Below are 25,861 nucleotides of genomic sequence, written 5' to 3' on the forward strand. Positions count from 1 at the left end.
CTGCGCGGCGCTGGCGGTGCCATCCGCCGAACAGAGGATGCCAGGGTTCCGGCCCTCCCTAGTGTGTCGACGCGAGGGAGGAACAGCCATGAAAACAGTCGTCGCCACCGCCGTGGTCGTCATGTTCTGCGCCGGCGCCCGGGCCGACGAACTGAACGACATGCCGGACATCGCGTGTGCCCAAGCGTCGTCCGCCGTGGAGCGCGACCACATCGGGTGTCCGGGCACCGACAAGGCGGCCGCGGGGTCCCGGGCGGCCGCCTCGCCCCTCGACCGCGCGGAAGACGACTGACCGGACTCCCGGTGCCATGAGCGTCGTCGCCACGGCACTGCTCACCGGCGCGAGTCTCGGTCTGTCCATCGCCGCGCCGATCGGGCCGACGAGCTTGCTGTGCGTTCAGCGAACGCTGTCAGGCGGCCTGTCGACCGGCCTCGCCACCGGGCTCGGTGTCGCCACCGTGCACCTGACATACGGGGGTCTCGTCATGCGCTGGGGCGCGGAGCTCGCCGCGGTAAGGTCGAACGGCGCCGTTCTCTCCCTGATCTCGGGGGCGGTGCTGCTCGCCCTCGCGGTCCGGGTGCTTCGCAGCGTCTCGGTGTTGCAGGAGGGCCGCGCGTGCCGCGACACGCTGGCGGTGAGCTACGGCAGCGCGGTCGTGCTGGCCCTGACGAATCCGGTCACCCCGGTGCTGTTCCTGGCCGCGATGCCGGCCTTCCTCGAGCGCGGGACCGCGCCGTTCCCGGTCCTGGCGGCCGGTGTCTTCGTCGGCTCGTTCGGCTGGTGGGTGGTGCTCAACACCGCGGTGTCCCTGTTCCGGCGCTGCGTGACCAGCCAGATCCTGAATCGGATGAACAAGGCCGCGGGCCTTCTCCTCGCCCTCCTGGCGCTGAGCTTGCTCGTCCGGGGGCTGGACGGTGGCACGGCGGCCCGTTCGAGCAGCGCGGGCGTGAGCGGGGTGTCGAGCGCGGGCGTCCGAGCGCCGAGCCGGTTCTGAGCCGCCGCGCAGCGCGGGACGCGATCTCGCCCCGGCTCGCAGCGCAATCGACAGCGTGGCCGCCCCCGGCTTTGCCGGCGGTGATACCGCGGACCGGATCCGGAGAGCCGCGCCCGTCAGGAGCGTCGGAGGCGTACGGTGGGCGCGGGCCGCGTCACTGCCTGCCAGGCACGGTGCCGTGGACGGCGTTGCGCCATGCCTCCGCGCCGCCGGCTTGGTGCCAGAGCCACGCAGTTGCCGCCACCCAGGGGCCACCAATCAGGATGAAGGCGATCAGACCCATGTCGTCCCTCCTCGGCTAGGGGACGCCAGCCTACGCCAAATCGACGCGAACGCCAGGTGGACTTGGCCCGGCCGCGCGCGCGCCGGGGCCGCTCGGCGTCTCGGCACGTCAGCCGACGGGGCCGGCATCGAGCGACACGCGGAAGCGCATCCGCACCACGCCCGTGTCGTCGCGGACCGCCGCGATGTAATCCTGGCGCCCGGGCCGGTCGGAGAGCCCCTGCGCGATCCGCGTCATGATCTTCACGGCCTGCGACCGGGCGGCTTCGAGACCGGGCAGGTCGTAGCCGTCCTTGTCGCGGACGAGCTCGGTTCCGTCGTGCAGGTCGATGAAGAAGCGGGGCATGGGCGGCTCGGCGGGGGGGATCCGTCCGCTACGCTAAGCAGTTTCCGCACCGGCCCGCGTACCCCTTTTCGGCAGGTCGCCGTCGCGGCGCTCCCGTGATCGCGCCGGGACCGTCGGTGGCTCGGGACGGGCCGGGCGACGGCCCTAGCGGTAGTCGCCCGGGGTCAGACCGTGCCGGGCCATCTTGTCGTAGAGGGTCTTGCGCGGCAGGCCGAGGGCTTCCGCGGCGGCGCGGACATCGCCGCCGGCCATGATCAGCTCGTCGCGGATCAGCTGCCGCTCGAAGCGATCGACCTGATCGGTGAGGCTGGCGGCGGCCCTCTCGGCCGCGGGCTGCGCCGCCGCCGCGAGGCCCAGCGCGCAGCGCTCGGCGAAATGGCCGAGCTCGCGGACGTTGCCGGGCCAGGCGTGGCGGCGCAGGTGCTCGCGGATCGCAGGCGTGACGGGCGGCACCGGGCGCCCGAACTTCTCCGCGGCCCGGCGCAGGAAGTGCTGGAACAGCAGCAGCACGTCCTCCCCGCGGTCGCGCAGGGGCGGGATCGCGATCGTGATGACGTTGAGCCGGTGATAGAGGTCGTCGCGGAAGGTGCCCTGCGCGGCCGCCTGCCCGAGATCGACCTTCGTGGCGGCGACCACGCGCATGTCGACCGGGCGCACCTCGTTGGTGCCGAGCGGTTCCACGGTGCGCTCCTGGAGCACGCGGAGGAGCTTGACCTGCAGCGGCAGCGGCATGCTCTCGATCTCGTCGAGGAAGAGCGTGCCGCCCTGCGCGTGCTCGATGCGGCCGACCCGGCGCTTGAGGGCCCCGGTGAAGGCGCCGGCCTCGTGCCCGAACAGCTCGCTCTCGACCACGCTGTCGGGCAGCGCCCCGCAATTCATGGCCACGAGGTTTCGCTCCGCGCGGCGGCTCCACCGGTGCAGGGCGCCGGCCACGACCTCCTTGCCGGACCCGGTCTCGCCGAAAACCAGCACGTCGACGTCGGCCTGCGCCACCTCGCGCACCAGGGCGCGCAGGCCCACGATCTCCGGGGAGGTCCCGAGGAAAGCCGGATCCTCCTCGATCGCCGCGTCGAGCCGGGCCCGCAGCGCCCGGTTCTCGATCACGAGCCGCCGCCGCTCCAGCGCCCGGCGCACGGACACGACGAGCGCCTCGGCGGGATAGGGCTTGGCCAGGAAGTCGTAGGCCCCGTCCTGCATGGCGGCCACCGCCATGCGGATGTCCCCGTGGCCGGTGATCAGGATGACCGGCAGGTCGGGGTCGACCCGGCGCAGCCGCGTCAGGAGGGCGACGCCGTCGAGCCCCGGCAGCCGCACGTCGGTGACCACCACGCCGGGCGGCGCGGCCAGGATCGCCGCGAGCGCCGGCTCGGCGGCCGCGAAGGCCTCGACGGCGAAACCCTCGAGCTCCAGGCTCTGGCCGTTGGCCCGGCGCACGTCGGCCTCGTCGTCGATGAAGACCACGCGCTCGGTCCCCGCCTGCGCGTCCGCCGGTCCGCTCACGGTGTCGCTCCCACGGGCTTGCCCACGTTCGGGACCGCGTCCGCCGCCCGGATCATCTCCATCCGGAAGACCGTCCCGGCGCCGTCGCCGCCGGCCAGGATCAGGTTCCCGCCGCAATCCTCCACGATCCCGCGGGATATGGCGAGGCCCAGGCCGAGGCCGTCCGCCTTGGTCGTGAAGAAGGCGTCGAAGATCTGGCCGCGCACCTCCGCGGGGATCCCGGGCCCGGTATCGGCCACCTCGATCGCGACGCGCTCGTCCCCCTCGACGAGGTGCAGGCTGACGCGGGCCTCTTCGCGACCCGCCACGGCGTCGACGGCGTTCTGCAGCAGGTTGACCAGGACCTGCTCCAGCCGCGGGCCGTCCCCGAGGACGCGCAGATCCGGGGCGGGCCGGTCCGCCTCCAGCGGGACGTGCAGCGCGGCGGCGCGCGCCGCCACGAGCTCCAGCGCGTTCGCCACCACCTCACGCAGGGAAACCGGTTCCCGCCGCGGCGAGGCGCGGCGGGCGAAGCCCTTGAGTTGCCGGGTGAGTCCGGCGATGCGGTCGGTGAGCCGCCCGATGGCGGCGGCATTCTCGGCCGCGTCCTCGCCCCGGCCGCGGCGGATCAGGATCGCGGCATTGTCCGCGTAGGAGCGGATCGCCGCCAGCGGCTGGTTGATCTCGTGGGCCATGCTGGCCGCGAACTGGCCCAGCGCCGCGAGCCGGCCGGCCTGCGCCAGTTCGCGGCCGAGGCGCTCGCGTTCGGCCTCGGCGCGCTGCCGCTCCGCGATCTCGGCGCGCAGCTGGGCATTGGTCTCCCGCAGCGCCCGCGTCCGCGCCTCGACGCTCGATTCCAGCTCCGCCCGGCGCGCAGCGGCCTCGGCGAGCCGCGCCCGGGTCCGGCGGCCGCGATCGGTGAGCGCGAAGATCCCGTAGCCAGCGAATGCCGTGACGAGGGCCGCGATGATCCAGGCCTGCAGGCGTTCCCGCTCGACTGCGGTGCCGAGCGGCGTCAGCGTCCGCAGCTGCCAGTCCGTGCCCGGTACGGGCGCCTGCGACAGGATCGCGCTCCAGGCCGGCAGCGACCCGCGCCCGACCCGCACCACGTCCGGCTCGCCCGCGACCGGATGGAGCGGCAGGCGCTCCAGGCGGGCGTTGCCGAATTCCTGTCCCGCCTCGATCCGGGCGCGTTCGGCCGCGTCGACGGCGCTGAGCGTGTCGAAGCGCCAGCCCGGCTCGCTGGTGACGAGGACGATGCCACGGGCGTCGGTGACGAAGGTGACCTCGCGGGCGGCCCGCCACGCCGACTCGACGGCGTCGAACTCGACCTTCACCACGACGACCCCGCTCCCGGCCCCGATCCGGCGCGCGAGGTACAGGCCCGGCCGTCCGCTGACCGTGCCGAGGGCGAACTGGGAGCCGGCCCCGCCGGCCAGGGCCTGCTTGAAATACGGGCGGAACCCGTAGTCCCGGCCGACGAAGCTGCGATCCTCGCCCGCGTTGCTCGCCGCGACCGTGAGTCCGTCGGCGCGGATGATGTAGATGACCGCCGAACCCGTGGCGGCGGCGACCTGGGCGAGCCGCCGGTCGACACGGTCGAGGAGGTCGCGCCCGGGATCGGGACCGACCGCGGCGGCGACCTCGGGGTCGGCCGCGAGCGCCAGCGGCAGGGACGCCTGCTTCTGCATCTCCGCGAGCAGGACGCCGACCTGAAGGCCGATCGCCGAACGGGCGCCGCGCCGCAGGTCCGAGAGGGCCCAGCGCTCCGCGGCGCGCCCGGCGAGCCACGCCGTCACGAGGATCGCGCAGAGCCCGACCACGACGGCGACACCCCGGCGCGAAGGCGGGCGGTGACCGGAGGGCGGGTGCCCGCTCACCGACGGCGGGCCAGTGCGGAGATCCGGACCGTTCCGACCGGCGGCGTGCGGGAATCCGCAAGACCACCCGCGGCCCTGCCGCGAGCCTGCTTGAAAAAAGCTATCTCCGGCAAATGGTTAAAGAAATGTAGCGGCCTTCGGTCAATTGGCATGCCGGTTGCCATTCTCGTCACGAAACGCAGCCATGTCGTCAGAGAACGGCTGCGCGCCGGAAGGCCAACAGCAAGCGCGGACACCGCCGGGACACCCCGACGCGAGCCGCCCCGCCCGAAACCCGAGACAGGGAGAACGCCCGATGGCTGCCGTACCGTCACCACTCACCGCCCCGCATCCGCCCGCCAAATCGAAGCCGCTGTACCGGACTCTGTACTTCCAGGTCCTGGTCGCCGTCGCGATCGGCATCCTGCTCGGCCATTTCTACCCGCAGCTCGGCGCCGAGTTGAAGCCGCTGGGCGACGCCTTCATCAAGCTCGTCAAGATGATCATCGCGCCGGTGATCTTCCTGACCGTCGTCTCCGGCATCGCCGGGATGACCAACCTCGAGAAGGTCGGTCGGGTCGGCGGCAAGGCGCTGATCTACTTCCTGACGTTCTCGACGCTGGCGCTGATCGTCGGCCTCGTCGTCGCCAACGTGCTCCAGCCGGGCAACGGCCTGCACATCGATCCGAAGTCGCTCGATCCGAAGGCGGTCGCCACCTACGCCGGCAAGGCGAAGGAGCAGAGCATCGTCGACTTCCTGATGAACATCATTCCCACGACGGCGGTCGGCGCCTTCGCGGGCGGTGAGATCCTGCAGGTGCTGTTCTTCTCGGTGCTGTTCGGCTTCGGCCTCGCCTTCCTGGGCGACCGCGGCAAGCCGGTGCTCGACATCATCAAGGTCCTGTCCGAGGCGATCTTCGGCGTCGTCAACATCATCATGAAGGTCGCCCCGATCGGCGCCTTCGGCGCGATGGCGTTCACGATCGGCAAGTACGGGATCAGCTCGCTGGCCAACCTCGCCTACCTCGTCGGCGCCTTCTACCTGACGTCGGCGATCTTCGTGCTGGTCGTGCTCGGGGCGGTCGCCCGCTACAACGGCTTCTCGATCATCAAGCTCATCCGTTACATCAAGGAAGAGCTGCTCCTCGTGCTCGGCACGTCGTCCTCCGAGTCGGCACTGCCCTCGCTGCTGGAGAAGATGGAGCGGGCCGGCTGCTCGAAGCCGGTCGTCGGCCTCGTGGTGCCCACGGGCTACTCGTTCAACCTCGACGGCACCAACATCTACATGACCATGGCGGCGCTGTTCATCGCGCAGGCGACCGACACGCCGCTGAGCTACGGTGAGCAGGCGCTGCTGCTGCTCGTCGCCATGCTGTCGTCCAAGGGTGCCGCCGGCGTCACCGGCTCGGGCTTCATCACCCTGGCGGCGACGCTCGCCGTGGTGCCCTCCGTGCCGGTGGTCGGCATGGCGCTGATCCTCGGCGTCGACCGCTTCATGTCGGAGTGCCGCGCGCTGACCAACTTCATCGGCAACGCGGTGGCCTGCATCGTGGTGGCGCGCTGGGAGAACGAGGTCGACGAGGCCAAGCTCGCCGCGGCCCTGTCCGGCCAGACCATGGCGCCGCTTCCGCCCGCGCCGGCTCTCCAGCCGGCCGAGTGAGCCCGCGGCGTCGCGGGCCGCGCACGGCGCAGCGCGCGACGCCGTGACGGTGGAAAACGCACGCCGCGCCGCGGATCCCTCCGCGGCGCGGCTCTCGCATGCCGAAGGAACGCGGCCGACGGAACGCGGCCGAAGGAACGCGACGAGGCCGCGGCCCGACGCCGCCGAACGCTGTCAGGCCGCGTCGAGGGTGTGGGGCGCGAAGGCGGCGACGACCGGCCGGAACGCGCCGACGATCGCCGGGTCGAGCCGCCCCACCATGCCCTCCAGGATCGCGTAAGCCGCCTCGCTCGCCATGGGCTGCTTGTAGGGCCGCTGCTCGATCAGGGCCGCGTGGATGTCGCAGACGGTGACGAGGCGGACGAGGTCGGGGATCTCCTCCCCCTTGAGCCGGTCCGGATAGCCCGACCCGTCGAGCATCTCGTGGTGCGACCGGACGACCTGCAGCATCTGCTGCTCGAAGCCCTGATCGACGAGCATGCTGTAGCCCTTCTCCGGATGCAGCCGCATGACGGCCAGCTCGGCGTCGTCGAGCCGGCCCGGCTTGTTGAGGATGGCGGCCGGGATGTGGATCTTGCCGACGTCGTGCAGCAGGGCCGCCTTGGTCAGGCGGTGGCGCTCCTGCTCGCCGAGGCCGAGGCTCGCCGCGAAGGCCGCCGCCAGACCGGCGACCAGCAGGCAGTGCTGGTGCGTGGCGTCGTCGAACTGGCGGACCGCCCGGACCCAGTCGCGGATCCCGGTGTCCCGGATCGCGAGGTCGATGGCCTGGGTTCCGTTGTCGATGACGCCGGGCGTAATCGGCTGGTCGGGCACGAACACCGAGGCATAGAATCCGCGCACCGCCGCGGCCGTCCGCACGGCGCAGGCCGGCAGGGGCTCGTCCGCGAAGGTCGCGAGGCGCGCAGCCGCGCGCGGCGCCCCCAGCGTCTCCCGCAGGCGATCCGTGTCGAACGGCGCGCACAGCGTGTGGGTCGCGCCGAGGGCGACGCCGAGCAGCCGGGTTCGCGGGCTGTCGGTGTGGAGCAGGACGGTCAGCGGAGCGCCGTGCCGGACCTCCGCGAGACGGCGGCGGAGACGCTCGACGGAGCTCGCGCCCAGATCGAGCACGTCGGTGACGATCGCGGTCGCGCCGCCGAGGGGCAATTCCGCGGCGCGCAGATCGTGGAGCTCACAGGACAGGCCATCGGACAGGTCCTGGGCCAGGCCCTGGCTGCGTGCGGGATCGTCCGTGATGAGGAGTATCCGGCCCATCGGCACGCCTTCCGGACCGCGCCTTACGGGAACATCGCGTCGACCGTGTCCTGCGATACCGAGGCGTCGCCGGGCAGGACGGGGCCGTTGAGCAGGGCCGCCTCCTCGCTGCGCGTGTCGGTCGTCGGATTCGGCCGCGACGGCGCGTCGCCGGGCCCGGACCAGACGCGCAGCATCTCGCCGATCCGCTCCTCGACGAGGACGATCGTGCGCACGACCTTCGAGATCCGCTGGCCGGTGAGGTCCTGGAAATTGCAGGATTCGAAGATCGTCTGCATCTCGATCTGGATGGCCTGGGCGTCGGCCCGGTTGGCGTCCTCGCCCGACCGTCTGACGATGCCGCGCGCGAGCGTATCCACCTTCTCCGAAGCCGTCAGGATCGCGTTGGTGGCGTCCTCGGTACCCTGCACCACGGCGAGGAGCTCGTCCCGCGCGCGGCTCGTCTCCTGTTCCTGCCGGAGGTCGGCGATCTCCTGGCGCGTGCGCGCGATCGCGTCGGAGATCGACAGGAGCTGGGTCCGGAGGAGCCCAACACCCTCTTCGATGGAGGCAACGTCCGGCAGAGCGCGGGCCATGATCGGGGATCGCCATGCGGTTTATATTGGCCGGTGAAACTATCGGCGACCTCTTAAGCCGCGCTTAATGGCACTTATCTCGACGCGAGTCTGTGCCGCTCCGGCCGATCGTGACTGTGCAATGTCCTATTTCCACGTCATCCACACGTCAAAGCACGCCGAACGTGCGCCGAACCCGCGCCTCGTCTTGTCGACCGCTTCGCGCGACGTCGACGCGACGATCTCCGCCTGGCCGAAGAGTGCGATCTCGCTGCGTTACCGATGAGGGCTGGAACAGCGGCGCTCTCAACTGTTGGTTGATGCTAACGAACTATTCCGGCGCCCGCTCGGTAGCACATGTGCGTGAACGGCTCGACTTTGAGCAGTGATGCGCGGAGAAAAGTAAGCTTTTGATGCTCTCTCGAGCTCGGTGGTTCCGATTTCGAGTTGGGATGTGAGCAGGGCTATCCGAGCGGCGTCGCGCTTGCTCGACCTCCGGGAACGGGCCGCGCGCTTCGCGCGGGCACGCGGGGGCGCGACGGCCGTGGAGTTCGCCCTGGTGGCCCTGCCGTTCTTCGCGCTGGTCGGGGCCTGCCTCGAGAACGGGATCGTGTTCTGGGAGCAGGAGATCCTCCAGCAGGCGGTGTCCGACGCCAGCCGGCAGATCTACACGGGCACGTTCCAGACGACGAACGCCGGCACAACCGACCCCGCGACGCTGATGAGTCGCTTCCGGACGGCGATCTGCACGCAGCCGAACGGCACGCCCCGGGTCACGATCTTCACCTGCGCCAACGTCCGGGTCAGCGTGATGAAGGTGGCCGATTACGGGTCCGCCAACCCGGTCTCGCCGGTCGCGACCAACGCCAGCGGTGCGAGCGACTGGAACCCGAACTTCGCCAGCTACGCCTGCGCCGGGAACTCGGCCATCGTGATCGTGCAGGCCGCGGTCGACATCCCGGTCTTCTTCCCGCTGCTCGGTGTTGCCGTGCCCAACCTGCCGAACAGGCGGCGGGTGCTGCAGGCCGCGACGGTGTTCAAGGTGGAACCCTACACCGCACCGTCGGGGTGCTCGTGATGGGTGGCCTGCCGATCGGCCTGAGCCGCTTCCGCCGCGATGAGCGCGGGATCGCCGCCGTCGAGTTCGCGCTCGTCCTGCCCCTGCTGATCGTCCTGTATTTCGGGACCGCCGAGCTGACGCGCGTCGTCGACGCGACCCGGAAACTGACCCTGTTCGCGCGCACGCTGGGCGATCTGTCCGGACGGGTGGACAACGCTCTGGCGACCCAGAACGGGATGGCTCTGGCGACGCAGGACGGGATGACGAAGATCACCAGCGCGGCGACCGCGATCCTGCGCCCGCTGGACGCGTCCGGCCTGCAGATCGTGGTCAACGCGATGGGCGTGGAAACGGTCAATGGGTCGCTCAAGGGCTTCGTCTGCTCCAGCTGGCCGCAGAACGCCACGAAGCGCCCGGCCAACCAGGCCAACGGGAGCAACGGACTCCCCGCCACGCCGGCCGCCTATCAGTTCGACGGGGCCCGCTACATCCTGGCGGAAGTCACGATGCCCTACACCCCGATCATCGGGAGTGCCCTGTACCGCTGGATCTTCGGCGGCCGCGGATTGACCTTCACGCGGCAGATCCCGTGGTCCGAGCGCACCCCCAGCGAGATCGTCATGCCGGGCGGCACCGCCTGCCCGGTCTACAACTAATGGTCGAGGGAAGGCCCGTGTCGGTGTTCCGCATCCGGTTGAACCGCGCTCTCAGGCTGGCCGTCGCGGCGTTTCCGCGGGCGCGCTCCGGTCAGGTCGCGCTGACGTTCGCGCTGGTCACGCTGCCGGTCATGTTCGCCACGGCGGCGGCGATCGATTACGGGCGCCGCAACGCCGCGAAGACCCAGCTCGACACCGCCCTCGACGGCGCCGTGCTCGCGGTGATGTCGCAGAAGACCAACACGATCCCGACGACGACCTTGCAGAACATGGAGACGCAGTTCCGCGCCGAGGCCGCCAAGGTTCCGGGCGTCACGGTGACCTCGTTCGCCCCCGGCGCGCCGGTGAACAGCGCGAAGACGCTGAGCCTCACCGCCACCTACACGGCGACGGTCAAGACCAGCCTGGCATCGATGATGCAGATCCCGGCCATGCCCATCAGCGGCACGTCCTCGGCGACCCGCAACACCTCGCAGTACATCAACTACTACCTGCTGCTCGACAACTCGCCGTCGATGGGGCTCGCGGCGACCGATGCCGACGTGAGCAACATGAAGCGCGCGACCAACGGGTGCGCGTTCGCCTGCCACCAGCACACCTTCGACAACAAGGGCAACATCACCGGCGACGATCAGAACGACTTCTACCATGTGGCGTTGCGGAACAACATCAAGCTCCGCATCCAGGTTCTGAGGGACGCGGTCTCGGCGCTCGTCGATCAGGCGAATGTCAGCATGTTGCTGCCGCAACAGTTCCAGATGGAGATGTGGACCTTCAACGATTCGGTGACGCAGACGCGGCTGCAGGCGATGACGCCGACCTTGAACAATATCAAGACCGCGACCCCGAATATCGATATCGCCTACGCCTACTATAATCAGTCCGACAATCAGACCGATTTCGAGCGGGCCATCGCGAAGATGAACGCGACGATCCCGGCCAGCGGCGACGGGCTGACGCCGGACAAGCCGATCCGGTTCCTGTTCATGGTCACCGACGGCGTCGAGGACACCGGCGGCAGCGTCACCAACCAGAGCGCGGGTTTCCAGATCCAGAGCAACCGCTTCATCGGGCCGCTGAGTCCCTCGACCTGCACGAATCTCAAGAACAAGAACGTCAAGATCGGGATCATCTACACGCAGTACCTGCCGATCTACGATAACGATTTCTACAACAGCTACGTCAGGCCGTACGAATCGAAGATCGGGCCGGCCCTGCAGGCCTGCGCGTCCGACGGCATGTATTTTCCGGTGACCACGAACGGCGACATCACCGCCGCCATGCTGAAGCTTTTCAGCACCACGCTCGCGAGCGTGCGCCTGAGCAACTGACGCGCCGCGCCCCGCTCACGTCGTCGCGGGTGATCCGAGGACGTTGACCCACAGGACGATGGTCTGGCTGCGCGGGTCGGGATTGCTGAAGCGGTGCGGCCGCCGGCTCTCGAAGCGGAAGCTGTCGCCCTCCGCGAGCTGGAGCGTCCGCGCCTCGACGATCAGGGTGAGGCGCCCCGCGAGGACGAGGCCGGCTTCCTCGCCGTCGTGGCTGAAGGGCTCGTCGCCGGTGCTCGCGCCGGGCTTCAGCACCACGTGGAACAGGCTCATCCCCTGCGTGCCCCCTGGCGGGGTCAGGAGCTGCTTGGTGATGCCGGCCCGCCAGAGCTGAAGTTCCGGCCGGTCCTTCCGGAACACGACGATGGGATCCGGGTCGGGCGCGTCCGGCCCCGCTTCGAACAGGCCGCCGATCCCGATCTGCAGCGTGTCGGCGAGCAGCGCCAGAACCCGCAGGGACGGCGACGACAGGCCCCGCTCGACCTGGCTGATGAAGCCGATCGACAGGCCCGTGCTTGACGCCACCGCCTCCAGCGAGAGCCCGCGCGCGCGACGCAGGCCGCGCAGGCGCTGACCCACAGCCCGGTCGACCGGTTCCGGACCCGTTGCCTCGCCTCGGGGGATGCTCACCGTCACGCCAGCCTGCCTCTCGTGTGCTTCTTCATGCACGTGAAAGTCGCTTGCGTCGATACCGAAAACGTGCGGTATTCTTCACGAGAATGAAATCGGGCCCGGCTTCCGCCGCGTGACCCGGGCACTGCACGGGAGCGGCACCATGGGAAGACGGTTGGCCAAGCTGTGTCTGTCGTCAGCGCTGCTCCTCGGCGTCCTCGGCGCCCCCGTCGGCGCGCAGGCCCTGAAGGTGGGATCGACGCCCACCGGCCTGCCCTTCACCTTCCTCGATACCAAGACGAACAGCATTCAAGGCGTGATGGTCGACCTCGTCAACGCGGTCAGCAAGGAGGCGGGTTTCACGGTCGCGGTCGAGCCGCTGCAATTCTCGACGCTGATCCCGGCGCTCACCGCCTCGAAGATCGATATCATCGCGGCGGCGATGTTCATCACGCCGCAGCGCAAGGAGGTCGTGTCGTTCTCGGCGCCCGTCTACAGCTACGGCGAGGGGCTGATCGTCCCGAAGACCGACACGAAGGACTACACGTCCTTCGCCGACCTGAAGGGCGAGACAGTGGGCGCCCAGGTCGGCACCGCCTTCGTCGAGCCGCTGAAGAAGTCGGGCCTCTTCAACGAGGTGAAGATCTACGACGCGATCCCCGACATCATCCGGGACGTCAATTCCGGGCGGCTGAAGGCCGGCTTCGCCGACGCGCCGATCCTCGCCTACTACGTCAAGCAGGGCCTGTTTCCCGGCGTCCGCCTCGTCGAGACCTTCAAGCCGACAGTCGTCGCCTCGGTCGGCCTCAGCGTCCGCAAGACCGACACCGAGCTCCTCGCCAGGATCGACAAGGCGCTCGCCAAGCTGAAGGCCGAGGGGACGCTCCAGGCGATCCTGACCAAGTGGGGTCTGCCGCCGTCGGCCGACCGGTCCTGACCTTCATGCGCGAGTTCCTCGCCGACGCCCAGGACTACCTGCCGATCCTGCTGCAGGGCGTGCAGCTCACGATCCTGATCACGATCGCGTCCCTGGTGGTCTCGACGCTGCTCGGGCTGGTCTGGGCGGTGATGCGGGTCTCCGGCATCGCGATCCTGTCGGGCTTCAGCGCGGTGATGATCAACATCCTGCGCGGCATCCCGATCATCGTGCAGCTGTTCTACATCTACTTCGTGATGCCCGATTTCGGCCTGTCGCTCACCGCCGTCCAGGCGGCGATCATCGGGCTCGGCATCGCCTACTCGGCCTATCAGGCCGAGAACTTCCGCGCCGGCATCGAGGCGGTGGATCGCGGCCAGGTCGAGGCGGCGCTTTCGATCGGCATGGGCTGGGGCATGACCATGCGGCGGGTGATCCTGCCGCAGGCGATCCGGATCGCGCTGCCGCCCTACGGCAATATCATGATCATGATGCTCAAGGACTCGTCGCAGGCCTCGACCATCACGGTCGCCGAGCTGGCGCTCCAGGGAAAGCTGATCGCCTCGTCGACCTTCAAGAACACCAGCGTCTACACGCTGGTGGCGCTGATGTACCTCGCGCTGAGCCTGCCGCTGATCCTGCTGGTCCGCCACTTCGAGGCGAAGGGACGGCATCGATGATCGTGCTGGAGGACGTCCGCAAGCATTACGGCGCGCTGGAGGTGATCAAGGGCGTCTCGGCCGAGGTCACCAAGGGCGAGGTCGTCTGCATCATCGGGCCCTCGGGATCCGGCAAGTCGACCCTCCTGCGCTGCATCAACGGGCTCGAGGCCTACGACGGCGGCGAGATCCGCGTCGACGGGCAGCGGGTTGACCGGGACAAGCGCGGCATCAAGGCGATCCGCACGCGGGTCTCCATGGTCTTCCAGCGCTTCAACCTGTTCGCCAACCGCACGGCGCTCGAGAACGTCGTCGAGGGGCCGATCCACGTGAAGGGTGAGCCCCGGGGCGAGGCCGAGGAGCGGGCGTGCGCCCTGCTTGCCCGGGTCGGGCTCTCGGGCAAGGAGCACGCCCGGCCGAACGAGCTCTCCGGCGGGCAGCAGCAGCGCGTCGCGATCGCCCGGGCGCTCGCGATGCGGCCTGAGGCGATCCTGTTCGACGAGCCGACCTCGGCCCTCGATCCCGAGCTCGTCGGCGACGTGCTGAAGGTCATGCGCGCCCTCGCCGACGAGGGTATGACGATGCTCGTGGTCACCCACGAGATCGGCTTCGCCCGCGAGGTCGCCGACCGGGTCCTCTTCCTCGACGGCGGCCGTCTCGTCGAGCAGGGGCCGGCCGCCGAGGTCCTCAACCGGCCGCAGAATCCGCGTACCCGGGACTTCCTGCAGCGCGTGCTGCACCCGCTCTAGGACACGCCGTGGCCGAACCGTTCCCGCTCGCACCCTCGCTCTGGGCCACGACGGCGGCGCCCGCGCCGGACACGCCGCCGCTGGCCCGATCCGGCCTGGCCGAGGTGGTGATCGTCGGCGGCGGGTTCTGCGGCCTGTCCACCGCCCTGCATCTCGCCGAGCGCGGCATCCGACCCGTCGTGCTCGAGGCGCAGGAGGTCGGCTACGGCGGGTCCGGCCGCAACGGCGGCCAGGTCATCCCGGGCCTGAAATACGATCCCGCCGACCTCGTGACGCGGTTCGGTCGGGAGCGCGGCGAGCGACTCGCGCGCTTCGCCGGCGGGACCGCCGACGTCGTGTTCGACCTCATCGCCCGGCACGGGATGGACGTGCCGCATTCCCGCGCCGGCTGGATCCAGGGCGCCCACACCGAGGCCGGGCTCGCCGAGGTCGCCAAGCGGGCGGCCCAGTGGGCGGATCTCGGTGCGCCCACCCGCGTCCTCGACAGGGCCGAGACCGAGCAGCTGCTGGGGACCGACCGCTATCTCGGCGGCTGGCTCGACGGCCGCGGCGGGGCGATCCAGCCCCTGAGCTACGCCCGCGGCCTCGCCCGGGCCGCCCAGAAGGCCGGCGCCACGATCCACGGCGGATCGCCGGTCACCGGCCTCGAACGGACCGGATCGGGCTGGACCGTCACCACGGCCCAGGGCGAGCGGGTGACGACCGGCCGGGTCGTGCTGTGCACCAACGGCTATACGGGCGGCCTGTGGCCGAACCTCGCGCGGACGGTGATCGCGGCGAACTCGTTCCAGGTCGCCACGGTGCCGCTAACCGACAACCTGCGGCGCTCGATCCTGCCCGAAGGCCACGTCTCCTCGGACACGCGCAAGCTCCTGCTCTACTTCCGCCTCGACCATACCGGGCGCCTGCTGATGGGCGGCCGCGGACCGTTCCGGGAGCCGCGCGACCCCGCCGACTGGGCCCATCTCGAGCGGATCGTCGGCAAGCTCTTCCCCCAGCTCGACGGGATCGCCTTCGACCATCGCTGGTGCGGCCGCGTCGCGATCACCCGGGACTACCTGCCCCATCTCCACGAGCCGGCGCCCGGGCTCCTCATCGATATCGGCTGCCAGGGCCGGGGCGTGGGCCTCCAGTCGGCGATGGGCCGGGCGATGGCCGCCTACATCGCGACCGGAGATGCCGGCAACCTGCCCCTGCCGCTGACGCCGATCGAGCCGCTGCCGCTCCACGGGCTGAACCGGCTGTACGTCTCGGCGATCATCGCGTGGTACCGCCTGCTCGACGGCGGCATCCGCTGATCCTGCCGGCCCGCCGTCACCGCGCGCGCCACAGCGCCCCGATCAGGCCCAGGGCGGCGAGCGCCAGCGCGAGGAGCATCCACCACAGGGCGCCCGGCCCGACATGGGTGAGCACGACGGCCCCCGCCGGCGGCGCCAGGGCCTGGGCGGCCAGGGCCGGCCGGGCGAGGCGGCCGACCACCAGCGGGTAGCGCACGGGGCCGAACAGGGCGAGCGGGACCGTGCCGCGGGCGATCGAGTAGATCCCGTTGCCGCCCGCGTAGAGCACCAGCCAGAGCGCCACGCCCGGCAGCCCGGCCGCGAGGAGCCACAGCCCGAGGGCGATCAGGCCGAAGGCGGCCGTCAGTGTCCAGAGCGGGTGGTGCCGGCCCTTGAGGGAGATCTCGGCGACGCGGGCGCTCACCTGCGCGGGCCCGATCAGCGCCCCGTACGAGACGGCGGCGGCGAGCGACACGCCGCGCGCCTGCAGCAGGGTGAGCAGGTGCACCGAGACCTGGGACATGATCGCGCCGCCGAGGACCAGCACCCCCGCGAACAGCAGGAACGCGCGGCGCTCCCGAGTCGATAGCGGCGCGGACCCCGCCTCCTGTGGCCCGTCGGAGACCGGGAGTGCCGGCGCGTGCGGGATCATCGCGAGGATGAGCGGCAGCGTCACCGCGAGGTGCAGGCCGGCATAGGTGAGACAGGCGCCCCGCCAGCCGATATGGGCCACCAGGAAGGCCGAGAGCGGCCAGCACACGGTGCTGGCGAACCCGCCCCAGAGGGTCAGCGTGGTGATGGCCGGCCGCGCGGCCGCGCCGTAGAGCCGCCCGAGGGTCGCGAAGGCGGGGTCGTACAGGCCGCAGCCCATGCCGGCGCCGAGGATCAGCCAGCCGGCGAGATAGATCGGCAGGCTCGGCACCACGGCCACGACGGTCAGCCCGGCGGCGAGGAGCAGCGCCGCGAGGGCGAGGACCGGCCGCCCGCCGTGCCGGTGGATCGCCGCCCCGACATGCGGCGAGGCGAGGGCCGCGACGAGGAGGCCGAAGGCCAGTCCGCCGACCACCCAGGCGAGGGGCCAGCCGGTGCTCTCGGCGATGGGGGCCGCCATCACCGCCGGCAGGTAGAACGACGAGCCCCAGGCGAGGATCTCCACGACGCCGAGTGCGGCGATCACCGGCCAGCGGCTGGCTTCGCTCATGTCTGGACCGCCGCCACGACGGCCCGCGGGCGCTCAGGCCGTGGCGACACGGCGGCCCTGCTCGTCGACCACCGGCTCGCCGTCCTCCTTCACGAAGCCGCCCCGCTGCGGCGGCAGGAGATCCAGCACCGCCTCCGAGGGACGGCACAGGCGTACGCCCTTCGGCGTGACCACGAGCGGCCGGTTGAGCAGGATCGGATGCGCCGCGACGGCGTCGAGCAACTGCCCGTCGGTCAGGTCCGGGTTGCCGAGGTCGAGCTCGGCGTAGGGCGTGCCCTTCTCCCGGAGCACGTCGCGCACCGACAGCCCGGCGCGGTCGAGGAGCTGCAGCAGCAGCGCGCGTGTCGGCGGCGTCTTCAGATACTCGATCACGTGGGGCTCGATCCCGGCGTTACGGATCATCGCGAGGGTGTTGCGCGACGTGCCGCAGGCCGGATTGTGGTAGATCACGACGTCGAACGGCTCAGACATGTGCTGCGTCTCCCGAGGGGCTGAGGCAGGCGGCCAGGGTCTCCGCCGCCGGCGTGCAGATCTCCGCGCGGCCCTGGCAGCAATCGCGCATCAGGAACGCGATCAGATCGGCCAGCACCGGGTAGGCGGCACTGTAGAGGATGGAGCGACCGTCGCGCCGCGAGCTGACCAGCCCGGCGCGGCTCAATTCCTTCAGGTGATGCGAAACCGTGGCGGCCGACACGCCGACCGCCTCGGCCAGCGTGCCGGAGGCGAGGCCCTCCGGACCGGCTCTCACCAGCGCCCGCACCAGCCGCAGCCTGTGCTCCTGCGCCAGGGCCGCGAAGGCCGCCAGGGCTTGCGCGTCGTCCATTTTCCCGACAATCTTCAAACGGTTGTTTGAACGTATGAGAAAGCGTCCCGGTGAGCAAGAGCCCGGCCCCTGCCCCTTCGGTCCGTGACGGCCTGCCGAATCTCAGCGCGGCGCATTTCGCAACGCCGACCGACGGGGCCGGTCGGGGGATCCCGCTCGTGCACGCGCCGCGCTTCCTGATCCTGTACGGGTCGCTCCGCGAACGCTCCTTCAGCCGGTTCCTGGCCTACGAGGCCGCGCGGCTCCTGGAGGCGATGGGCGGCGAGGTCCGCATCTACCACGCCGACGGCCTGCCGCTGCCCGACGACGCGACCGCCGACCATCCGAAGGTGCGGGAGATCCGCGCCCTCTCGGCCTGGTCCGAGGGGCAGGTCTGGGTCTCGCCCGAGCGGCACGGCGCGCTCACCGGCGTGATGAAGAGCCAGATCGACTGGCTGCCCCTGTCCGAGGGGAGTCTGCGCCCGACGCAGGGCCGGACCCTCGCGGTGATGCAGGTCTCGGGCGGGTCCCAGAGCTTCAACGCCGTGAACGCCCTGCGCGTCCTCGGCCGCTGGATGCGGATGATCACGATCCCCAACCAGTCCTCGGTGCCGATGGCCTACCGCGAGTTCGACGAGGCGGGCCGTATGAGGCCCGGGCCGCTCTACGACCGGGTCGTCGACGTGTGCGAGGAACTCATGAAGTTCACGCTGCTGACCCGCGGATGCGCCGATTACCTCGTGGACCGCTACAGCGAGCGCAAGGAGCGCGATCCCGACCGGCTCGCCGGTGTCGCGGCCGATATCGACTTCGCGAAGCCCTCACCGCCGGGCGTCTGAGCCCCGCCGGCCCGAGCGCGCCGCCACGCGGTCCGGCCCGGGCCGAAGCTCACTGGAAGCGCCGCATCTCCGGCGCCAGCGAGCGTCCCGCTTCGAGGAGGGCGCGGACCTTGCGGGTCGCGTGCTGGAGGATGTCCGGCCGCGCATCCTCGTAGGACGTCTCCTCGACGAAGCTCCGCAGGGCCTCCGTGATCCGGTCCTCGATCTCGTCCATCAGGGCGAGCCCCTCCGGACCTTCCCGCCGCAGATGCGCGTCTGCGAGCGTCAGGTAGGCGGCGCTCGCCAGCAGGAAGGCGATCCCGTTCGCCTCCTGAGCCGCCGCGGAGCTCGCGTCGCCGCCGTCCATGCCGTCTGCGACGTCGTCGTCCATCGGCTCACATACTCCCCGTTCGTTGCTCACGCTGTGCCGCTCCCGCCGCGTCGCGCCAAGTAGAGAAAAAGGGTCGGTCCCCGTCCCCATTCGGGCGACGTCGGGGCCCGATCCGGACCGCCGGCCCCGCGTCGCCGCCGGGCGCCGGACCGGTCCGCTCGACTCTCCCCGGGCCTCAATGGCCCGGATCGGTGCGGTCCTCGGTCGCGCGCCGCTCGCGCATCCGGAGCAGTGCCCGGCGCCAGGCATCCACCACCGCCGCGCGTGCGCGGGCATCGGTCTCGCGGTCGGACTCCGCCGTCCGGGCCTTGCCGTCGGCCTGCCTGCTCCGGGCTCTCGGATCTCGGTTCATGATCGCCTCCTGTCGTGTCCAGACCGAGAGACACCGGATCCCGGGACGCCGCGGTGAGGCGGCGCACGCGGACCATGGAAATCGCGTGCGGCGGAGCACAGGCGGCCGACGGCCCCGCGACGCGCGCAATTTTTCTGATCGTGGACCGAAGAGTTTTTCAGGAGCGCCGACACTCATTTTCGGAGTACTGTCACGGCGCCGGCATGTGCCCTCGTGCGATGCCGCAAATATTGATGCGGTGCAATAACGATCGTATTCAAAACTCAGCCGATCTCCGGGGCCGAGACGTCCCGGCACCACGGGGGCGGCGCATGGCACAGTCGGAGGCGACGGGCATCACGGCCGGCCGCTCCTCCACGTGCCGGGGAGGATCACGGGCTCCATGAGGAAGAACAAGGTCATCTCGGCGGAGGAGGCGATCGCGCTGATCCGCGAGAACGACGTCGTGACCACCACGGGGTTCGTCCAGAGCTGCATCCCGGAGGCCCTGCACGCCGCCCTCGAGAAGCGGTTCGTCGAGACCGGATCACCCCGCGGCCTCACCCTGATCATGACGGCCGGCGCCGGCGACAGCAAAGGGCTCGGCACCGGCCGCCTGCACCATGACGGCCTCCTCACGCGGGTCATCGCGGCCAATTTCGGCCGCATGCCCAAGGTCGCCAAGGCCGCGCAGGACAACCTGATCCGCGGCTACAACCTGCCCCAGGGCGTGATCTCCCAGCTCTACCGGGCCTGCGCGGCGGGTCAGCCGGGCCTGTTCTCGAAAGTCGGCCTGAAGACCTACGTCGACCCGCGCCACGGCGGCGCCAAGGTCAACGAACTGACCACCGAGGACATCGTCAAGCTCGTCGAGGTCGATGGCGAGGAGTGGCTGTTCTACACGGCGACCAAGATCGACGTGGCCTTCATCCGGGCCACCTCGGCCGATCCGTCGGGCAACCTCTCCTACGAGAAGGAGGCGCTGACCCTGGACTGCCTCGCCCAGGCCATGGCGGCCCGCAACAACGGCGGCATCGTCATCGCCCAGGTCGAGCGCATCGTCGACGACGGCTACCTCCTGCCGAAGGACGTGCGCGTGCCCGGCATCCTCGTCGACTGCGTGGTGGTCGCCGAGCCCGAGATGCACCGGATGAACTACGGCGTGATGCACGACGCGGCGCTCGCCGGCGAGATCCGGGTCCCGGTCACCGGCATCAAGCGGATGGCGCTCAACGAGCGCAAGATCATCGCGCGCCGCGCCGCCTTCGAGCTGCCGCCGAACGGCGTGGTCAATCTCGGCGTCGGCGCGCCCGAGGGCATCTCGTCGGTCGCGAACGAGGAGAAGATCACCCCCTACATCACCCTCACCACCGAGGCGGGCGCGGTCGGCGGGGTGCTGGCGTCCGGTTCGAGCTTCGGCGCGGCCACGAACGCCGACTGCATCATCGACCAGAACCAGATGTTCGACTTCTACGACGGCGGCGGCCTCGACATGACCTGCCTGGGCATGGCCGAGTGCGACGCGGCCGGCAACGTCAACACCTCGCGGTTCGGCGGCAAGCTGAACGGCTGCGGCGGCTTCATCAACATCTCGCAGAACGCCCGCACCGTCGTGTTCGCCGGGACCTTCACGGCCGGCGGTCTCGAGATCGCGGTGTCCGACGGTCAGGTGCGCATCGTGAACGAGGGCAGGGCCCGCAAGTTCGTCACCCAGGTCCAGCAGAACACCTTCTCGGGCCCCTACGCGGTCGAGCGGTCGCAGCCGGTCCTCTACGTGACCGAGCGCTGCGTCTTCCAGCTGACTCCGGAGGGCTTGGAGCTGATCGAGGTCGCGCCGGGGATCGACATCGAGCGCGACATCCTCGCCCACATGGATTTCGCCCCCGTCGTGCGCAATCCGGTGCCGATGGATCCGCGCATCTTCCGCGAGGAGCCGATGGAGCTGATCTCGGATCTGCTCAACCTCGATCTGAAGTCCCGCGTCAGCTACGACGGCGAGCGCAACATCCTCTTCGTCAACCTGGAAGGCTGGTACTGCCGAGTGAAGGGCGACATGGACGAGCTGCGCATGACCATCGTCGAGGCCTGCCGGAAGGCGGGCCAGCGGGTCAACGCCGTGATCAATCACGACGGCTTCCGGCTCAACGAGAACTTGGTCGACGACTACGCCGGCATGGTCCAGTACCTGCAGGCGAACTACTACGCGACCACGACCCGCTACGCGACCAGCGCCTTCCTGCGCCTCAAGATGGAGGAGGCCCTGAACAAGCGCGGGGTCGCGCCGCACGTCTTCGAGCGCAAGGAGGAGGCGCAGGCCTTCGTCAGCAGCACCGAGGACAAGAAGGCCCGCAAGCGCATCTCCCCGGCGGTGGCGTCGGCGGCGTGACGGCTGGCCGGGCCCGCTCCGGGCGCGCCGGGCCCCGCTCGCGCTACGGCGCGGTCGGTGCCGCGGCCTGCCTCAGGCGACCGGCAGGCCGAGGACCCGCCGCGATTCCTCGGACAGCACCGCGTGGCGCGCCGATTCGGGACCGTCATTCGGCGTCCGCGCGGCCGCCTGCGTGACGAGGTCCCGGAACCGCTTCTTGTCGAGGGCGCGGCCGCGCAGGCTTCCGAGCACGGCGTCCAGCACCATGCGGACGGCCCGGGCGCGCTGGCGCTCGCGCTCCAGTTCGGCGGCGAGCAGCGGATCCCCGAACTGGGCCGCGCCGAGCGGCGCCACCAAGACGGCGCCGTCGATGACGGCGGGATCCCGGTCGTCGGTCTCGACCGCAGAATCCGTGCTGCCGTCGAGGATCTTGGTCGCCTCGGTCAGCAGGATCTTGTGCTGGACCGCCGCCGAGAGGTTCCCCGGAACCTTCTGGCTCGCCGCGGCGATCAGGCGCTTGAACTTGGCCCGATCCAGCCCGAAACGGCCGATGCTGGCCCGCAGCGCTGCCAGCACGGTGCGGAGCGCCTCGGTCCGGTAGGTCGCCTTGAGGAGCTGATCCCGCAGCGCCCCCGCCGAGGCCATCTCGACGAAGGACGTCTCGGGCAGTTGCTGCACCTGTTCCGCCAGCTCGACGATGGCGCGCTGCATCAGCGCGGTGCGCTGCTCCCGGATCTCGTCCGGCGCCAGCCGCTGGCGTCCCTTGCGGAGCCACACGAAGAATTCCGTCGCGTCCCGGTCGAGGAAATCCTCGACGCGCAGATCGATGTAGCCGAGCTGCGCCAGCTCCAGGATCATCAGATTGAAGCTCGCCGGCACGAACACCCAGGCATGGGCGTCGGCGTAGTAGGGCAGTTGCGCGGCGCCGAGCCACTGCGGCTCGTCGGTGAGCGGATTCGCGGGAATGGCCGGCCGCGTGTCCTGGCCCGACCAGGCGCCGACCGTGCCGTTGTCCTTCAGCGCCATGTTCAGGGCGTAGTCGATGTGGGTCCGGACGGTGTGCCGGTTCCGCTTCTCCAGGAACGCCGCGACCGCGTCCGCCGTCCCGGTGAGGGAACGGTAGAAATCGAAGCATTTGCGCTTGTCGGGCACGGCCAGGATCACCACGCCGTCCGGCCGAAGCAGCGTCTCGGCGGCGCGCAGGAAGGTCACGATGTCGGTCGTGTGCTCGATGACGTGGCTGGCGATGAACGCGTCGAAGGTGCCGTGCTGGTCGACCGGGACCGCGTCCGCGATCGAGCCGCCTGTCCAGACGAAATCGACCTCCTCGATGCGGTCGACCGTCTGGTCGTGATACTTCTCGATGAGCTCCGCGCGCGGCGCGTGATCGATGACGAACGTGTTCCAGCCGTCGCGCTTCGGCGCGAGCGGGCTGAAGCTCGGGCCAATCTCCACGATGCGGGCGTCCTTGGTCAGCGACCTCAGGAGTTGCTGCGCACGATCCATTGCCACTAAGCTCCGATCAAACGCTTCGCGAATGCGCTGTAGAAGCGCGGTGAAGGCCGCGTTGGCGGGAAGGAACACCGTTGCACAAGAGGCCGCTCGCCGCCGTCACGATGGCCTACAACGAAAAGACCATGCTTCCGCTCTGGCTGAAGCACTACGAGCGACAAGTCGGGGCTGAAAACTGTTATATCCTTGACCACGGTTCCGACGACGGCTCGACGACCGGACTGCGCGCGAACGTCGTCCGGTTGCCGCGGTTGCCCCTGAACGAGTGGGAGCGCGCCCACACGGTCAGGGATTTCTGCGCATCGCTGTTCATCGGCTTCAAATATGTTCTCTATGCGGATAGCGACGAGCTGATCCTCCCCGATCCGGACGTATCGCCAACTCTCTCCGATTACATCGCCGCGCGGCCGCTGCCCCCCATCCTCGATCTGTTCGGGGCCGACGTCATGCACGTCGGGGACGAGACCCCCATCGACGTCGCGGCGCCGATCTCCGGCCAGCGGAGATACATCCGGCCGATATCGACCCTGTGCAAGGCGACCATCGTGTCGGAGCGGGTCGACTGGCACGTCGGCTTCCACTGCCTGATCCAGGATCACCGCCCCGATTTCCGCGACCTGTTCCTGTTCCACCTGGCGTATCTGGACCACGACATCCTCTTCAGGCGTCAGCAGAAGCGGAATGCGGCCGCGCCGATCGGCATCCCGAACTCCCACCACGCCATCGACCCGACGGAGTTCCTGGCCTTCGTGAAGGCCGATATCGGTCGCGTCCCGCGCCGCCCCGTTCAGATGCGTCCGGGTGAGGCCCATTTCGAGACCACGAAGCGGCTGTTCGCCGACGCGATCGAGCGCAAGAGCGCGATCCAGGCGCCCGACCTCTGGACGCTGCCCGAGCGCTTCGTCGGATCCTTCTAGGGCAGGACAGTCGAACCGGCTCGGAGAACGCCGCGTCTGTGCCGGCACGGCCATCCGGTATATCCCGGGCCGCCCGACGCCGCTTCGGCGACGCCGGCGAACCCTTGGGGAGCTTCGACCCTGCGCGACGATCAGAGCCTCATCGCGCCGGGCGCGGACCGGAGCAACGCCGCCGCGCCCTGGGCCGAACGCGTCGCGGATCTCGCGCACGCGGCGCTCATCGGCGAACTGGAGACCTGGCCCAAGCCCGGCCTCGTGAGCCCGGTCGATTCCGGCAGCCACGACGACATGGATGCGGAGACGCTCCGCCGCAGCGCGGCGGCGCTCCGGCCGTTCTTCGCGGAACTGGTCGCGGCGGGCGCCCGCGATGCCGTAATGGCGGAACTCCGGGCAATCGGTCTGGCCGCCGAGACCGCGATGATGCGGGCGACCGGCGGCGTCAACGCGCATCGGGGCGCCATCTTCTCGCTGGGGCTGATCTGTGCCGCCGCGGGAGCGCAGGGCGTGGGGCCCGGTGCAGAGCGCGCGAGCGCCGAAGGGCTGGCGGAGGCGGTCGGCCATCTCTGGGGGACTGCGATCACCCGGGCGCCGGTCTCGGCCGTCAGCCACGGCGGCCGCGCGGCGCGGCGCTTCGGCGTCGGTGGCGCCAGCGCCGAGGCCGCGGCGGGCTTTCCGACCATCCGCGCCGTCGCCCTGCCCGCGCTCCGCTTCGGTCGATCGTGCGCCCCCCACGATGCCGAGGCGGCCCGCGTGCACTGCTTCTTCGCCCTCCTGGCGGTCGTCGACGACACGAACCTCCTGCACCGCGGCGGTGCCGACGGCCTCGTCGGCGCGCGCGCGGCCGCAGCGACCTTTCTCGACGCCGGAGGCATCGCGGCCCCCGACTGGCGGGCGCGCGCGGCGGCGATCCACCGCGCCTTCGTGGCCGCGCGCCTGAGCCCCGGCGGCTGCGCCGATCTCCTCGCCGCGACGCTGCTGCTGGACGCCCTCGCCTCCCCACCCTGACGCGCGCGCAGCCCCGGGGCGCGTCGGTCGCAGTTTCGCGGATGCGGGCGCTACCTACATGCGGATTCTATCCCGCCCTCCCCCCCGGACCGCCCGTGACCCTGTTCAGGATCGCCCTCCTCGCGCTCGCCGCGCTCTTCCTCGTGCCGGTGGCGATCTCCGCCCTGCTCTACGCGACGCGGGCGAGCGGCGACTGGCGTCTGGCGGATCGGTCCAGCGCCGGCCTGCTGCCGCGCGCGGACGCGCATCCCGGCGCCGTGCTGCGCATCTTCTCGGCGCGGACCGTGAGCTGGCGCGGCATCGTGGCCACGCACAGCTGGATCGTCGTCAAGGAGCGCGGCGCCCGCGCCTACAGCCGCTTCGACTACACGGCCTGGGGCCAGCCGATCTGGATCGACCGGTTCGTGCCGGACGGACGCTGGTTCGGGAACCCGCCGACGGTGGTGTTCGCGGCCGACGGCGCCGAGGCGGAGGCGATGCTGCCGCGGATCCGGCAGGCCGTGGCCGAGTACCGGTTCAGCCGGCCCGGCGACTACGTCGTTTGGCCCGGCCCGAACTCGAACACCTTCGTGGCCGCCGTCATGGCGGCGGTGCCGGAGATCCGCGAGAGCCTTCCCACCACCGCGATCGGCAAGGATTTCCCCTATGACGGGCGCTGGATCGGCCTGACGCCGTCGCGGACCGGGATCCGCATCAACCTCGGCGGCTATGCCGGGGTAACCCTCGGCTGGGTCGAGGGCCTGGAGCTGAACCTGCTCGGCGGCGTCGCCGGGATCGACCTGCGCCGGCCCGGTCTCAAGCTGCCGGCCCTGGGTCGGGTCGGGCTCTGAGCGCCG

28 protein-coding genes are annotated in these 25,861 nt (G+C 70.5%); 15 read left to right on the forward strand and 13 right to left on the reverse strand.

What is annotated here, in order from left to right; all coding sequences use genetic code 11:
- Nucleotides 1–88 precede the first annotated feature (88 nt).
- Both ACLBX8_RS02080 and ACLBX8_RS02085 read left to right on the forward strand, forming a co-directional pair.
- A complete protein-coding gene (locus ACLBX8_RS02080) occupies nucleotides 89–292 on the forward strand; it encodes a hypothetical protein (RefSeq protein WP_447680504.1) in 204 nt (67 codons plus the stop codon).
- 16 nt (nucleotides 293–308) lie between these two features.
- Complete coding sequence (locus ACLBX8_RS02085) at nucleotides 309–995, forward strand: LysE family translocator (protein WP_447714540.1); 687 nt, start codon at nucleotides 309–311, stop codon at nucleotides 993–995.
- A 154-nt stretch (nucleotides 996–1,149) separates the two neighbouring features.
- Here ACLBX8_RS02085 and ACLBX8_RS02090 read toward each other — a convergent pair whose 3' ends face one another.
- From ACLBX8_RS02090 to ACLBX8_RS02105, 4 genes are all read right to left on the reverse strand, one after another.
- Nucleotides 1,150–1,278 (reverse strand): hypothetical protein, encoded by a 129-nt coding sequence (locus ACLBX8_RS02090; RefSeq protein WP_020091741.1) that lies wholly within the window; start codon nucleotides 1,276–1,278, stop codon nucleotides 1,150–1,152.
- A 108-nt stretch (nucleotides 1,279–1,386) separates the two neighbouring features.
- Nucleotides 1,387–1,623 (reverse strand): DUF6894 family protein, encoded by a 237-nt coding sequence (locus tag ACLBX8_RS02095; protein ID WP_020091740.1) that lies wholly within the window; start codon nucleotides 1,621–1,623, stop codon nucleotides 1,387–1,389.
- 144 nt (nucleotides 1,624–1,767) lie between these two features.
- On the reverse strand, nucleotides 1,768–3,123 hold the full coding sequence (locus ACLBX8_RS02100; RefSeq protein ID WP_056521335.1) for a sigma-54-dependent transcriptional regulator: 1,356 nt from the start codon (nucleotides 3,121–3,123) through the stop codon (nucleotides 1,768–1,770).
- Nucleotides 3,120–4,982: an ATP-binding protein gene (locus ACLBX8_RS02105; protein ID WP_091978044.1), complete on the reverse strand. Its 1,863-nt coding sequence runs from the start codon at nucleotides 4,980–4,982 to the stop codon at nucleotides 3,120–3,122. Before ACLBX8_RS02105 ends, ACLBX8_RS02100 begins: the two co-directional genes overlap by 4 nt.
- A gap of 295 nt (nucleotides 4,983–5,277) precedes the next feature.
- Here ACLBX8_RS02105 and ACLBX8_RS02110 point away from each other — a divergent pair, with 295 nt between their 5' ends.
- Nucleotides 5,278–6,621, forward strand: a complete 1,344-nt coding sequence (locus ACLBX8_RS02110; protein WP_331327015.1) for a dicarboxylate/amino acid:cation symporter — start codon at nucleotides 5,278–5,280, stop codon at nucleotides 6,619–6,621.
- Between the two features lie 174 nt (nucleotides 6,622–6,795).
- Here ACLBX8_RS02110 and ACLBX8_RS02115 read toward each other — a convergent pair whose 3' ends face one another.
- Together ACLBX8_RS02115 and ACLBX8_RS02120 are read right to left on the reverse strand one after the other, a co-directional pair.
- Entirely contained in the window at nucleotides 6,796–7,872 is a 1,077-nt protein-coding gene (locus ACLBX8_RS02115; RefSeq protein WP_447714541.1) for an HD-GYP domain-containing protein, read from the reverse strand.
- A gap of 23 nt (nucleotides 7,873–7,895) precedes the next feature.
- Nucleotides 7,896–8,447 (reverse strand): protein phosphatase CheZ, encoded by a 552-nt coding sequence (locus ACLBX8_RS02120; RefSeq protein WP_447680499.1) that lies wholly within the window; start codon nucleotides 8,445–8,447, stop codon nucleotides 7,896–7,898.
- 463 nt (nucleotides 8,448–8,910) lie between these two features.
- On the opposite strand from ACLBX8_RS02120, the gene ACLBX8_RS02125 reads away from it, so the two are divergent.
- The 3 genes from ACLBX8_RS02125 to ACLBX8_RS02135 are packed head-to-tail and all read left to right on the forward strand — an operon-like array spanning nucleotide 8,911 to nucleotide 11,473.
- Complete coding sequence (locus tag ACLBX8_RS02125; RefSeq protein WP_447714542.1) at nucleotides 8,911–9,504, forward strand: TadE/TadG family type IV pilus assembly protein; 594 nt, start codon at nucleotides 8,911–8,913, stop codon at nucleotides 9,502–9,504.
- Nucleotides 9,504–10,142 carry a TadE/TadG family type IV pilus assembly protein gene (locus tag ACLBX8_RS02130; RefSeq protein ID WP_056522208.1) on the forward strand — a complete coding sequence of 213 codons (639 nt, stop codon included), beginning with the start codon at nucleotides 9,504–9,506 and terminating at the stop codon, nucleotides 10,140–10,142. Before ACLBX8_RS02125 ends, ACLBX8_RS02130 begins: the two co-directional genes overlap by 1 nt.
- A 17-nt stretch (nucleotides 10,143–10,159) precedes the next feature.
- A complete protein-coding gene (locus ACLBX8_RS02135; protein ID WP_447697758.1) occupies nucleotides 10,160–11,473 on the forward strand; it encodes a TadE/TadG family type IV pilus assembly protein in 1,314 nt (437 codons plus the stop codon).
- Between the two features lie 15 nt (nucleotides 11,474–11,488).
- Here ACLBX8_RS02135 and ACLBX8_RS02140 read toward each other — a convergent pair whose 3' ends face one another.
- Nucleotides 11,489–12,106 carry a helix-turn-helix domain-containing protein gene (locus ACLBX8_RS02140; protein WP_447697759.1) on the reverse strand — a complete coding sequence of 206 codons (618 nt, stop codon included), beginning with the start codon at nucleotides 12,104–12,106 and terminating at the stop codon, nucleotides 11,489–11,491.
- A gap of 139 nt (nucleotides 12,107–12,245) precedes the next feature.
- On the opposite strand from ACLBX8_RS02140, the gene ACLBX8_RS02145 reads away from it, so the two are divergent.
- From ACLBX8_RS02145 to ACLBX8_RS02160, 4 genes are read left to right on the forward strand one after another with little or no spacing between them, the layout of a single operon-like run.
- Nucleotides 12,246–13,019, forward strand: coding sequence for an ABC transporter substrate-binding protein (locus ACLBX8_RS02145; protein ID WP_447697760.1), 774 nt, complete (start codon nucleotides 12,246–12,248; stop codon nucleotides 13,017–13,019).
- Between the two features lie 5 nt (nucleotides 13,020–13,024).
- The gene (locus ACLBX8_RS02150) at nucleotides 13,025–13,678 is read left to right on the forward strand and encodes an amino acid ABC transporter permease (RefSeq protein ID WP_012317380.1); all 654 of its coding nucleotides are present in this window, start codon (nucleotides 13,025–13,027) and stop codon (nucleotides 13,676–13,678) included.
- Entirely contained in the window at nucleotides 13,675–14,406 is a 732-nt protein-coding gene (locus tag ACLBX8_RS02155; protein WP_447714543.1) for an amino acid ABC transporter ATP-binding protein, read from the forward strand. Before ACLBX8_RS02150 ends, ACLBX8_RS02155 begins: the two co-directional genes overlap by 4 nt.
- Before the next feature lie 8 nt (nucleotides 14,407–14,414).
- Nucleotides 14,415–15,704, forward strand: coding sequence for an NAD(P)/FAD-dependent oxidoreductase (locus ACLBX8_RS02160; protein ID WP_447697761.1), 1,290 nt, complete (start codon nucleotides 14,415–14,417; stop codon nucleotides 15,702–15,704).
- Between the two features lie 16 nt (nucleotides 15,705–15,720).
- On the opposite strand, the gene ACLBX8_RS02165 is transcribed toward ACLBX8_RS02160, so the two are convergent.
- From ACLBX8_RS02165 to ACLBX8_RS02175, 3 genes are read right to left on the reverse strand one after another with little or no spacing between them, the layout of a single operon-like run.
- On the reverse strand, nucleotides 15,721–16,884 hold the full coding sequence (locus ACLBX8_RS02165) for an MFS transporter (RefSeq protein WP_447714544.1): 1,164 nt from the start codon (nucleotides 16,882–16,884) through the stop codon (nucleotides 15,721–15,723).
- A gap of 33 nt (nucleotides 16,885–16,917) precedes the next feature.
- Nucleotides 16,918–17,355 (reverse strand): arsenate reductase (glutaredoxin), encoded by a 438-nt coding sequence (gene arsC, locus ACLBX8_RS02170; protein WP_132366348.1) that lies wholly within the window; start codon nucleotides 17,353–17,355, stop codon nucleotides 16,918–16,920.
- Entirely contained in the window at nucleotides 17,348–17,707 is a 360-nt protein-coding gene (locus ACLBX8_RS02175) for an ArsR/SmtB family transcription factor (protein WP_091924628.1), read from the reverse strand. The genes arsC and ACLBX8_RS02175 overlap by 8 nt, the downstream gene beginning before the upstream one ends.
- A 50-nt stretch (nucleotides 17,708–17,757) precedes the next feature.
- On the opposite strand from ACLBX8_RS02175, the gene arsH reads away from it, so the two are divergent.
- Complete coding sequence (gene arsH, locus ACLBX8_RS02180; RefSeq protein ID WP_447714545.1) at nucleotides 17,758–18,525, forward strand: arsenical resistance protein ArsH; 768 nt, start codon at nucleotides 17,758–17,760, stop codon at nucleotides 18,523–18,525.
- A 49-nt stretch (nucleotides 18,526–18,574) separates the two neighbouring features.
- On the opposite strand, the gene ACLBX8_RS02185 is transcribed toward arsH, so the two are convergent.
- Both ACLBX8_RS02185 and ACLBX8_RS02190 read right to left on the reverse strand, forming a co-directional pair.
- The gene (locus ACLBX8_RS02185; protein ID WP_020091721.1) at nucleotides 18,575–18,895 is read right to left on the reverse strand and encodes a hypothetical protein; all 321 of its coding nucleotides are present in this window, start codon (nucleotides 18,893–18,895) and stop codon (nucleotides 18,575–18,577) included.
- A gap of 175 nt (nucleotides 18,896–19,070) precedes the next feature.
- The gene (locus tag ACLBX8_RS02190; protein ID WP_170862909.1) at nucleotides 19,071–19,247 is read right to left on the reverse strand and encodes a hypothetical protein; all 177 of its coding nucleotides are present in this window, start codon (nucleotides 19,245–19,247) and stop codon (nucleotides 19,071–19,073) included.
- Nucleotides 19,248–19,629: 382 nt separating this feature from the next.
- On the opposite strand from ACLBX8_RS02190, the gene ACLBX8_RS02195 reads away from it, so the two are divergent.
- Nucleotides 19,630–21,612: an acyl CoA:acetate/3-ketoacid CoA transferase gene (locus tag ACLBX8_RS02195; RefSeq protein ID WP_091678679.1), complete on the forward strand. Its 1,983-nt coding sequence runs from the start codon at nucleotides 19,630–19,632 to the stop codon at nucleotides 21,610–21,612.
- A 72-nt stretch (nucleotides 21,613–21,684) separates the two neighbouring features.
- On the opposite strand, the gene ACLBX8_RS02200 is transcribed toward ACLBX8_RS02195, so the two are convergent.
- Nucleotides 21,685–23,097 (reverse strand): class I SAM-dependent methyltransferase, encoded by a 1,413-nt coding sequence (locus ACLBX8_RS02200; protein WP_447714546.1) that lies wholly within the window; start codon nucleotides 23,095–23,097, stop codon nucleotides 21,685–21,687.
- A gap of 80 nt (nucleotides 23,098–23,177) precedes the next feature.
- Here ACLBX8_RS02200 and ACLBX8_RS02205 point away from each other — a divergent pair, with 80 nt between their 5' ends.
- The 3 genes from ACLBX8_RS02205 to ACLBX8_RS02215 all read left to right on the forward strand — a co-directional run bounded on the left by ACLBX8_RS02205 (nucleotide 23,178) and on the right by ACLBX8_RS02215 (nucleotide 25,855).
- Nucleotides 23,178–24,020 (forward strand): glycosyltransferase family 2 protein, encoded by an 843-nt coding sequence (locus tag ACLBX8_RS02205; RefSeq protein WP_447714547.1) that lies wholly within the window; start codon nucleotides 23,178–23,180, stop codon nucleotides 24,018–24,020.
- A gap of 141 nt (nucleotides 24,021–24,161) precedes the next feature.
- Nucleotides 24,162–25,025, forward strand: a complete 864-nt coding sequence (gene mdcB, locus ACLBX8_RS02210; RefSeq protein WP_447714748.1) for a triphosphoribosyl-dephospho-CoA synthase MdcB — start codon at nucleotides 24,162–24,164, stop codon at nucleotides 25,023–25,025.
- Nucleotides 25,026–25,120: 95 nt separating this feature from the next.
- Complete coding sequence (locus ACLBX8_RS02215) at nucleotides 25,121–25,855, forward strand: DUF3750 domain-containing protein (RefSeq protein WP_020091715.1); 735 nt, start codon at nucleotides 25,121–25,123, stop codon at nucleotides 25,853–25,855.
- The last annotated feature ends 6 nt before the right edge of the window (nucleotides 25,856–25,861 follow it).

The organism is Methylobacterium sp. D48H (genome assembly GCF_053345715.1).